Below are 3,156 nucleotides of genomic sequence, written 5' to 3' on the forward strand. Positions count from 1 at the left end.
GGCCAGCACCGGCCCGCTGTTGCGCGCGTTCAAGGCGATGACGATCTCGGCCAGCAGCACCAGCGCGATCAGCAGCCCGAAGGGAAGAGTGGCGGTGAAGCCCGAGCGGAGCTTGGCAAAGTCGACGTCGAGCATCATCACCACGAACAGGAACAGCACCGCGACCGCGCCGACGTAGACGATGACGAGCAGCATCGCGATGAACTCGGCCCCGACCAGCAGCATCAGCCCGGCCGCGTTGACGAAAGCGAGGATCAGCCACAGCACGCTGTGCACCGGGTTGCGCGCGAAGATCACCAGCACCGCGGAGGCGATGGTCAGCGTGGCGAACAGATAAAAGGCGAGGAGGGCGATCATGCGGTGGCCGGGCGCTTATCGGTAGGGTGCGTCGGCGGCAAGGTTGGCGGCGATGGCCTGCTCCCACTTGTCGCCGTTGGCGAGCAATTTGGCCTTGTCGTAGAGCAATTCCTCGCGCGTTTCGGTTGCGAACTCGAGGTTGGGGCCTTCGACGATGGCATCGACCGGGCACGCTTCCTGGCACAGCCCGCAATAGATGCATTTGACCATGTCGATGTCGTAGCGGGTGGTCCGGCGGGACCCGTCCTCGCGCGGCTCGGCCTCAATGGTGATCGCCAGCGCGGGGCAGATCGCCTCGCACAATTTGCACGCGATGCAGCGCTCCTCGCCATTGGGGTAGCGGCGCAAGGCATGCTCGCCGCGGAAGCGCGGGCTTTGCGGCGTCTTCTCATACGGGTAGTTGATGGTCGCCTTGGGCTTGAAGAAATACTTCAGCGTCAGCGCATGGGCGCGGAGGAATTCCCACAGCGCAAAGGCCTTGATGTGGCGGGCGATCATGCGGCGGCTCCATAACGGGTAAACATCAGCCAGCCCGAAACGAGGACCACGAACAGCAGCGACAGCGGCAGGAAGATCTTCCAGCCGAGCCGCATCAACTGGTCGTAGCGGTAGCGCGGCACGGTCGCCTTGACCCAGCCGAACACGAAGAAGAAAAACCCCATCTTGGCAATCAGCCAGATCCAGCCCGGGATATCGAACCATGGGATCAGATCGACGTTGAGCGGCGGCAGGAACCCGCCCCAGAACAGGATCGCGTTCAAGGCGCACATCAGGATGACGTTGGCGTATTCGCCGAGCCAGAACAGAGCGAACGCCATCGACGAATATTCGGTCTGGTGGCCGGCGACCAGCTCGCTCTCGGCCTCGACCAGGTCGAACGGGGTGCGGAAGGTCTCGGCCATCGACGAGATCAGGAACACCACCGCCATCGGGAACAGCAAGGGGTTGAAGCCGAAGCCGTTGAACAGGCCCAGCACATGGCCCTGCTGGGCGAGCACGATCGCGGTCAAATTGAAGCTGTTGGCGTAGAGCACGACGCTGATTAGGACGAAGCCGATCGACACTTCGTAGCTGACCATCTGCGCCGCCGCGCGGAGCGCCGCGAAGAACGGATATTTGGAGTTGGACGCCCAGCCCGCAATTATCACACCGTAGACCCCGAGCGACGAGGCGGCGAGGATGTAGAGCAGGCCGACGTTGATGTCGGTCAGCACCACCCCGACGTCGAACGGCACCACCGCCCACACGATCAGCGCGACGGTGAACGTGATGATCGGCGCGATCAGGAACAGCCCCTTGTTGGCGCTGGTCGGGATGATGGTTTCCTTGAGGAACACCTTCAATCCGTCGGCAAAGCTCTGCAGCACCCCCCACGGTCCGACGACGTTGGGCCCGCGACGGAGCGCGATCGCGGCCCAGATCTTGCGCTCGGCGTAGATGATCATTGCCACCGCCAACATCAGCGGCAGCGCGATGAGCAGGATCCCGGCGACGGTGGCGAGGAACCACGACCAATCGTAAGTCAGCCCCCAGGACTGGAACTGAGCAGTCATGCTAGTTCCCCTGCGGCTTTATGAAAACTATCAAAACTACGAGCCAAAGCAGGAAGATTGCCGTCACGCTGTAGGCGAACACGGCCCATCTGCGCCGCCACTTGGGGTCGTTGGGCGCCAAGTCGAACTGCAACGAGACGACAACCACCATCAAAATTGCCACGCAGGCAAGGCCGAATATAGTGCCGCCATTTTCGAACATGCCTCACTCCGCGGCCTCCAGCATGGTCTGGCCGTGGACCAGTTCCTCCGAGCAGCGGCGCATGGTCGGGCTGGCGCGGCAGATCGCATTGGTCAGATAATAGTCGCGGATCGGGAAGGTGATCGCGCCGTCGGCCTTGGCGGCGAGCGCGGGCGGCGCCCACGGCAAGTCGATCAGACCGTCGCGGCCGAGTTGCGGGAAGTCGGCGATCATCGCCGCGCGCAATTGGTCGAAGCTGTCCCACGGCAGCGGCGCGCCGATGAGCTCGGACACCGCGCGGAAAATGCTCCAGTCCTCGCGCGCCTCGCCCGGCGGGAAGGTCGCTTTCTCGCCACGTTGCACGCGCCCTTCGAGGTTGACGTAGGTGCCGTGCTTTTCGGCATAGGACGCGGCGGGGAGGACGAGGTCGGCCTGGCGCGCGCCTTCGTCGCCGTGGTGGCCGATGTAGACTTTGTAAGCATTGGAAAAACGCTTGGGATCGACCTCGTCGGCGCCGAGCAGGAGGAGCAGCTCGGGCTTGGCCTTCTCGAGGTCGGCGATGCCGCCTTTTTGCGCGAAGCCGAGGATCAGCCCGGCCATGCGTGACGCCGCGGTGTGGATGACGTTGAAGCCGTTCCAGCCGTCACGGACGAGTTTGAGCGTGTCGGCGGCCTTGAGCGCGGCGCCGAGCGCGTTCGCGGCAAGGGCCCCCGGGCCGACGATCAGCGCCGGGCGTTCGGCGGCGGCAAACGCGTCGGCCGCGGCCTTGGGCAGCTTGCCGAGCAATTTGAGATCGTTGCCTAGCCATTCGACGGGCAGGCCGAGGTCGGCTTCGGGGCCGATCCCGAACACCTTGGCGCTCTTGCGCGCGGCCTTGCGGATGCGGGTGTTAACCAGCGGCGCTTCCCACCGCGGGTTGGTCCCCACGAGGAGAATCGCGTCGGCACTCTCGATTCCCGCGATGGTCGAGTTGAAGGCCACCGCCGCGAGGCTGGTGACGTCGTAGGCGAGCCCGGTCTGGCGCCCCTCGAGCAGGCCCGAGGCGCGCCCTTCGAGCAATTTACG

4 protein-coding genes are annotated in these 3,156 nt (G+C 64.5%); all 4 read right to left on the minus strand.

What is annotated here, in order from left to right:
* Positions 1–357, minus strand: a 357-nt coding sequence (locus tag RMP08_RS01315) for an NADH-quinone oxidoreductase subunit J (RefSeq protein WP_310467144.1), incomplete at its 3' end; no start/stop codon positions are given.
* A gap of 15 nt (positions 358–372) precedes the next feature.
* The gene (nuoI, locus tag RMP08_RS01320) at positions 373–855 is read right to left on the minus strand and encodes an NADH-quinone oxidoreductase subunit NuoI (RefSeq protein WP_310467145.1); all 483 of its coding nucleotides are present in this window, start codon (positions 853–855) and stop codon (positions 373–375) included.
* Positions 852–1,910, minus strand: coding sequence for an NADH-quinone oxidoreductase subunit NuoH (gene nuoH, locus RMP08_RS01325; protein ID WP_310467146.1), 1,059 nt, complete (start codon positions 1,908–1,910; stop codon positions 852–854). The genes nuoI and nuoH overlap by 4 nt, the downstream gene beginning before the upstream one ends.
* Before the next feature lie 205 nt (positions 1,911–2,115).
* Positions 2,116–3,156, minus strand: a 1,041-nt coding sequence (locus RMP08_RS01330; RefSeq protein WP_310467147.1) for a molybdopterin-dependent oxidoreductase, incomplete at its 5' end; no start/stop codon positions are given.

This window comes from Sphingomonas sp., from assembly GCF_031426035.1.
GTDB lineage: Bacteria > Pseudomonadota > Alphaproteobacteria > Sphingomonadales > Sphingomonadaceae > Sphingomicrobium.

Excerpts from the sequence above, each read along its gene's own strand:
- nuoI (WP_310467145.1), bottom strand. The coding sequence starts at position 855 with ATGATCGCCCGCCACATCAAGGCCTTTGCGCTGTGGGAATTCCTCCGC.
- nuoH (WP_310467146.1), bottom strand. The coding sequence starts at position 1,910 with ATGACTGCTCAGTTCCAGTCCTGGGGGCTGACTTACGATTGGTCGTGG.